Genomic DNA, 7,327 nt, shown 5'->3' with positions numbered 1-7,327 from the left:
CACGTATGCGTGAACAGTAACAAATAAATAAACAGAAAAGAGGAATAGAATAGTCATGGCTAGAAGAAAGATCGTAGCAGGCAACTGGAAAATGAACATGACGCCGTCGGAGGCAGTAGCTCTGGTAGAGCTTCTGAAGCCGCTCGTTGTTTCGGAAGATGTAGACGTTGTATTCTGCGTACCGGCGATTGATATTATCCCGGTTGTAAAAGCGTGCGAGGGAACCAACATCGCAGTTGGCGCTGAAAATATGTATTTCGAGGAGAAAGGTGCTTACACCGGCGAGATTTCCCCGAATATGCTGACCGATGCAGGCGTTAAATACGTGATTATCGGACATTCCGAGCGCAGAGAATATTTTGCAGAGACCGATGAGACGGTCAATAAGAAGGTACTGAAAGCATTTGAGCACGGTCTGACCCCGATCATTTGCTGCGGCGAGACTCTGACCCAGAGAGAGCAGGGGATCACGCTTGACTGGATCCGCCAGCAGATCAAGATCGCATTCCAGAATGTGACCGCAGAGCAGGCAAAGACAGCTGTGATCGCATACGAGCCAATCTGGGCGATCGGTACCGGCAAGGTAGCGACCACCGAGCAGGCTGAGGAAGTGTGCGGCGCGATCCGTGCGTGCATCAAGGAAGTGTACGATGAGGCGACCGCAGAGGCGATCCGCATTCAGTACGGCGGTTCCGTATCTGCAGCATCGGCTCCGGAGCTGTTTGCACAGCCGGATATCGATGGCGGTCTGGTAGGCGGCGCATCCTTAAAGGCAGATTTTGGAAAGATTGTAAATTATAAATAAGAGATGAGCAAAAGGGGGCTGTCGCACGTGTGAGGCGTGGCAGTCCCCTTTTTGCCAGTAAAAAAAGAAGGTGAAAGTTTTGACCTGAAACAATCAAAATTGTTGGTTCATCCGGTTGTTTCAGAAAAAACGGTTCATTTCATGGAAGGAAAGGAAGAAGAAAGAGATGAAAAAAAAGCCAACCGTATTAATGATTCTCGATGGATACGGCATGAGAGATACCTGTGAGCACAATGCCGTGTGTGAGGCAAAGACACCGATCATGGATCAGCTGATGAGCCAGTGCCCGTTTGTGCGCGGCAATGCCAGCGGTCTGGCGGTCGGTCTGCCGGACGGACAGATGGGTAACTCGGAGGTTGGACATTTAAATATGGGCGCCGGACGTATCGTATACCAGGAGCTGACCCGTATCACGAAATCAATCGAGGATGGCGATTTCTTTGAAAATCCGGAATTTCTGGCAGCCGCAGACACCTGCAAGAAAAATGATTCCGCTCTGCATCTGTTCGGACTGGTATCAGATGGCGGCGTTCACAGCCATCTGACTCATTTATTCGGACTTCTGGAGTTTGCAAAACGTCAGGGACTTAAAAAAGTGTATGTGCACTGCTTCCTGGACGGACGTGATACACCGCCGACCTCCGGCAAGGAGTTCGTAGCAGAATTAGAGAAAAAGATGCAGCAGCTTGGCATCGGCGAGGTGGCTTCCGTGATGGGACGCTACTATGCGATGGACCGTGATAAAAACTGGGATCGTGTCCAGAAAGCTTACGATGTGCTGACAAAGGCAGAGGGTGAGAAGGCAGAAAGTGCGTGTGCAGGCATTCAGGCATCCTATGATAAAGAGGTAAACGATGAGTTCGTCGTACCGTTCTATGTAGAGAAGGACGGAAAGCCGGTTGCCACGATTCAGGATGGCGATTCCGTCATTTTCTTTAACTTCCGTCCGGACCGTGCAAGAGAGATCACCCGCGCATTCTGCGATGAGGGATTTACCGGATTTGCGAGAGAGAAGAAGCTTGACCTGACGTTTGTATGCTTTACCGATTACGATGAGACGATCGGGAACAAGCTGATTGCGTTCAAGAAGGAAGAGATTAAGAACACATTTGGAGAGTTCCTGGCGGCGCACCACATGACGCAGGCACGTATCGCCGAGACCGAGAAATATGCACACGTAACATTTTTCTTCAACGGCGGCGTGGAAGAGCCGAACGAGGGCGAGGACCGCATTCTGGTTCCGTCTCCGAAGGAGGTTCCGACCTACGACCTGAAACCGGAGATGAGCGCACCGATCGTGTGCGATAAGCTGGTGGAGGCGATCGAGTCCGGCAAATATGATGTCATCATCATCAATTTTGCAAACCCGGATATGGTAGGTCACACGGGCGTGGAGTCGGCTGCGATCAAGGCGATTGAGACCGTCGATGCCTGCGTAGGACGTGCAGTTGAAGCCATCAAGGCAGCCGGAGGCGTTCTCTTTATCTGCGCCGATCACGGTAATGCAGAGGTGATGGTCGATGAGGCAACCGGCGAGCCGTGGACCGCTCATACGACCAATCAGGTGCCGTTTGTCCTGGTCGGCGCTGACCCGGCGTACAAGCTGCGCGAGGGCGGACGCCTCTGCGATATTGTGCCGACGCTGATCGAACTGATGGGACTTGAGAAGCCGAAGGAGATGACGGGAGAGTCGCTGTTGGTGAAATAGGGAGAATTTTCGAATATATTAGGAAAGTATAAATATAACCGTCAATAAGAATCGGGAAAACTGCCATAAAGCAAGAAAAGATCATGAACAGAGAAATGGTCGGGGCTTGTTTTGTGGCAGTTTTTGGTTACTTCTCTCTTCCATTTCATAAGAAAATAGGATAAAATAAAATCATCTATGTGAACCGCTCGGAGGCTGTTCCAGGGCAGACATTTTTAGAAAAGAAAGTGTTATGCGGAAAGGAAAATAGGATGGCAGCAGATTCACAGGGAAAACAGGAGGAAACAAGCATGAAGGTAGCGGTTGTTACAGACAGCAACAGCGGAATTACACAGGCACAGGCGAAAGAGATGGGCGTATATGTCCTGCCGATGCCGTTTATGATTGATGGAACCGAGTATCTGGAAGATATAAATTTGACACAGAAGGAATTTTACGAGCATCTGAGCGGGGATCACGATGTGAGCACATCCCAGCCGTCCCCGGAGACGATCTTAAATCTCTGGGAAAAACTTTTGGAGGAATACGATGCAGTTGTGCACATCCCGATGTCCAGCGGGCTTTCGAGCTCCTGCCAGACGGCAAAGATGCTGGCAGATGATTTCGACGGAAAAGTGCAGGTGGCGGATAATCACAGGATTTCCGTGACCCAGCGCCGTTCGGTGCAGGATGCGCTTGACATGGCGGCAGCCGGCATGGACGCGGAGGCGATCTGCAAAAAGCTGGAAGATACAGGTTTGGATTCAACTATTTATGTCACGGTTGACACATTAAAATACCTGAAAAAGGGCGGTAGAATCACACCAGCGGCAGCAGCGCTCGGAACACTTCTCCGTTTAAAACCGGTTCTGACGATACAGGGCGAGAAGCTGGACGCATTTGCGAAGGCGCGGACGATGAAACAGGCGCGTTCCATGATGATCACGGCGATCACCCGCGATCTGGAAACTCGGTTTGGTGATGTGACGGGAGAAAAAACGTATATTGATGTAGCGCATACCGACAATGATGAGATGGCGCAGGAGCTGGCAGCCGAGCTTCGGGAACTTTTCCCGGAGACGGAAGTCCATGTAGATCCGCTGTCCTTAAGTGTAGCCTGCCATATCGGACCGGGAGCGCTGGCGATCGCGGCGTCGAAGAAACTTGAAATCGGATCGTTGTTGTGAGAAACGCAGTTGCGGAGCAGCATTTCGGTTCACGGTCAATGTCAGTAAGTTAAGCAACACAAGTAAGAGCGCGTGAACGGTAATTGTTCAGGACAGGAGCATGAGAAGAATAGCAGAACATAAAAGAAAAATATGGAAAGCGATGGAGCACACGATCGGGATGCGAATCCCGCTGATCCTCGCCTTTCTGATCCTGACGCTGGTTCCGCTTCTGGTACAGGTCCGTTTTACATCGGGGTATTTTTACCAGAGCCACGTGGAAGAACGGATGGCGGAAGCGCAGAACCGGAGTCTGATTTTAGCAAACAAGATACGCAGCAGTGATTATATCAATGTACTGCTGTCGGGAAATCCAAATCCGGCGCTGGATGCGGAACTTAGTACAACGGCGGATCTGATGAACGGAAGAATCGTGCTGGTGGACGATAGCTTTAAGATTTTGAAAGACACATTTGGTCTTTCCAGAGGGAAAACGCTGGTTGTATCGGATGTGTTAAAGGCATTTGACGGGGAAACTTCCAGCTATTTGAACCAGAAGAAAAAGTATTTCTATGTAGCGCAGCCGATTCAGGCAAAAAGCACGGATGCAGCGCCGATCGATTCGGATGTGGCAGCCGGAAAAGGGAAAAATACGGCAGGCGTGCAGGGAGTCCTTCTTCTGATGGCATCCACGGAAAATTCGGCACTTTTGCAGGAGAAAATTGTGCAGAAGACGGGATTTTTGCAGCTCGTTATGTTCTGTTTTATTCTGATCGCAGATTTATTGGCGGCGGCTTGCCTGCTGAAACCATTCCGCCGCCTGCAGCAGCAGCTCGATATGGTGGCAGAGGGAAATCTGGATCAGGATATTGATGTAAAAGCGTACCGGGAGACGCGGGACATTTCGGAGGCAGTCATGCAGACCATCCGGAAGCTGAAAAACCTGGATCAGTCGCGTCAGGAGTTTGTTTCCAACGTGTCGCATGAGCTGAAAACACCGCTGACTTCGATAAGGGTGCTGGCGGATTCTCTGATGGGGATGGAGAACGCCCCGGCGGAGTTATATCAGGAGTTTATGCAGGATATTTCGGCGGAGATTGACCGCGAGGGCAAGATTATCGATGATCTGCTGACGTTAGTCAAAATGGATAAATCATCGCCGGATCTGAATATTGCACAGACTTCGATCAATGGCCTTCTGGAACAGATTTTAAAACGTCTGACCCCGATCGCGAAGCGGCGGAACATTGAGATCACATATGAGAGCAAGCGGGAAGTATCGGCGGATGTGGATGAGGTAAAATTGAGCCTGGCACTTTCGAACCTGGTGGAAAATGCGATCAAGTATAACCGCGAAGAGGGAAAAGTCTGGGTGACGCTGGATGCTGACCACAAGTTCTTTTATGTGAAGGTGGAGGATAATGGCGTGGGAATCCCGAAGGAATTTCAGGAGCGTGTATTTGAGCGTTTTTACCGTGTAGATAAGGCGCGCTCACGCGAGACAGGCGGTACCGGGCTGGGGCTTGCGATCACGAAGAATATTATTCTTCTTCATCAGGGCGCGATCCGCCTGAAGAGTGAAGAAGGCAAGGGAGCAACCTTTACGGTGCGGATTCCGTTGAATTATATTCCGTAGACAGCGTAGTTCTGGGCGGTTTAGAGGTTCGAGAGGGTTGCTGGTGTTGCGGTGTTCGAATATTTCGGTGTTTGAATGCTGCAGTGTTCGAATGTTTCAGTGTTTGAATGTTGCGGTATTTGAGTGTTGCAGTGTTCGAATGTGAGGTCAGGGAAATGTCTATTGTGAGATAGACTGCAAAATAACAACAGGAAATAATAAATGGAGAAAATAAGAAAAAAAAGCTCTGGAAAACGGGCAGGAAGCGTAAGTTTGTGGCTGCTCCTTTGCCTGGCGTGTCTGCTTCTTCTGGGCGGATGCCGAAAAAAAGAAGAGGTGCATCCGACGGCGGGTGAGGACGGAGTCTATCAGATTTATTATCTCAATTCGACACGCACGGGGCTGGCGAGTGTTTCCTATCAGACGGAGACGACGGACGCTGAGATCCTGATCGGAGAGCTGGCGGGGCAGATCCTTGCGGCGCCGGAAAACCCGGAGTATCAGGCAGTTTTAAGCGATAAGGTTGAATTCCTGGATATTAACCGGGACAATAACGTGCTGACGCTGAATTTTAATCAGGAATATATGAATATGAAAGCGTCGCGGGAGATTCTGTGCCGGGCGGCGCTGGCAAAGACCTTTACACAGGTAGAGGGAGTCGATTATATCAGCATTAATTGCGAGGGACAGCCGCTTCTGGACACGCATGGCAACCCGGTGGGCGCGATCGCAGGAAGTGATTTTGTAGACAGTATTTCGGATGTCAATTCGTATGAAAAAGTAGAGCTGACCCTGTATTTTTCCAATGAAGAAAAAGATGGTCTGGTGGCAGAAAAACGGGAAGTATTTCACAGTATGAACACGTCGCTGGAACGCCTGGTAGTGGAGCAGCTGCTGGCAGGTTCCCAGAATGGCGGTCTTTCAGTGATGCCGAAAAATACAAAGGTATTAAACGTATCACTGACAGATAATACCTGCTATGTCAACCTGGATAGTGGTTTTATTTCCGGGGATACCGATGTGGCGGAGTATATTCCGATTTACGCGATCGTCGATTCTCTGACAGAGCTTCAGACGGTGAATAAAGTGCAGATCACGGTCAATGGCTCAGCAGATGTGACGTATCGGAATGTGATTTCGCTGGCGCAGCCTCTGGAGAGAGAGGAGAAGTACATTGTGAAGTAACTGTCAGACAGAATGTATATGTCATGTTTGGAAGAGAGCAGCAATGGGATTTTGTTGATGTTTTGTAGAATACAAGAAAAGAGGAATTGAATATCAAACGACCGGTAATGTGGATGATGGTGGCTTTTGTACTTGGAGAGGTCGCAGCGTACCAGATGGGCATGACGGTGTGGTTTATAATTGCAGCAGCGCTTTTTGTGTTTCATAGGAAATTGTGTCCTATGAAACACAAGGCACATTCTTTTTCACCTGCAGTCATAAAAACAGCAGAAGGACGGGTAGATTCGGACTTTCAGACAGACGCAGAACGCGTCTGGAATTGGAAAGATCCGATGATGTGCCGTGTCTTTCTGCTGTTTTTCTGTTTTCTGGCAGGATGGGGACGGATGACGGTGGAAATGCGCCCGGATGCGCTGGAACGGATGGTAACGCAGAAGGGTGGTTCGGCAGAGGTGGCGGTATCTGGAACACTGGATTCTATTTCGGAAAAAAATGGGTGGTGTACGATGATTTTGACGGGGGTGGAGGTAGAGGATGAAAGTGTAAGAAAGGTACTGATATCGTGTAAAAGCGATTTACTGGAGATGTGTGAAGAGAAAATTCTGCCACCTTGCGGAAGTCAGATTCATCTGACGGGAACTGCTGAGTTTCTGGAAGAAGCGCGCAATCCGGGGCAGTTTTCGTATCGGATGTATTATCGGGGACTAGGAATCAGAAACCGGGTGACGGCGGATCGGATTTTTATTTCAGAAGGAAAAAGTTCCCCTCTCCGAAGTCAGGCAGAATGCTTCCGGGCGTACGCGACGGCTGTTTTTCAGGAAATCTGTGTTCCAGAAGATGCAGGGATTTTTCAGGCAATTTTGCTGGGG

General features: G+C 49.7%; 6 protein-coding genes. All 6 read left to right on the top strand.

Going from position 1 to position 7,327, the window contains the following annotated elements; translation table 11 throughout:
* The first annotated feature begins 55 nt into the window (after positions 1–55).
* Positions 56–805 carry a triose-phosphate isomerase gene (gene tpiA, locus QVO97_RS04455; RefSeq protein WP_022359187.1) on the top strand — a complete coding sequence of 250 codons (750 nt, stop codon included), beginning with the start codon at positions 56–58 and terminating at the stop codon, positions 803–805.
* Between the two features lie 166 nt (positions 806–971).
* On the top strand, positions 972–2,513 hold the full coding sequence (gpmI, locus tag QVO97_RS04450; RefSeq protein ID WP_022359186.1) for a 2,3-bisphosphoglycerate-independent phosphoglycerate mutase: 1,542 nt from the start codon (positions 972–974) through the stop codon (positions 2,511–2,513).
* A gap of 251 nt (positions 2,514–2,764) precedes the next feature.
* Positions 2,765–3,679, top strand: a complete 915-nt coding sequence (locus QVO97_RS04445; RefSeq protein WP_022359185.1) for a DegV family protein — start codon at positions 2,765–2,767, stop codon at positions 3,677–3,679.
* Positions 3,680–3,779: 100 nt separating this feature from the next.
* A complete protein-coding gene (locus QVO97_RS04440) occupies positions 3,780–5,294 on the top strand; it encodes a sensor histidine kinase (RefSeq protein WP_022359184.1) in 1,515 nt (504 codons plus the stop codon).
* Between the two features lie 201 nt (positions 5,295–5,495).
* Complete coding sequence (locus QVO97_RS04435) at positions 5,496–6,458, top strand: GerMN domain-containing protein (protein WP_022359183.1); 963 nt, start codon at positions 5,496–5,498, stop codon at positions 6,456–6,458.
* 221 nt (positions 6,459–6,679) lie between these two features.
* A partial coding sequence (locus QVO97_RS04430; protein WP_369678382.1) for a DUF4131 domain-containing protein occupies positions 6,680–7,327 on the top strand: 648 nt, incomplete at its 3' end.

The sequence above is a fragment of the Clostridium sp. CAG:43 genome (genome assembly GCF_000434655.1).
In the GTDB taxonomy this organism is placed as follows: domain Bacteria; phylum Bacillota; class Clostridia; order Lachnospirales; family Lachnospiraceae; genus Otoolea; species Otoolea fessa.
This window is presented reverse-complemented; position numbering and strand designations above follow the sequence as displayed.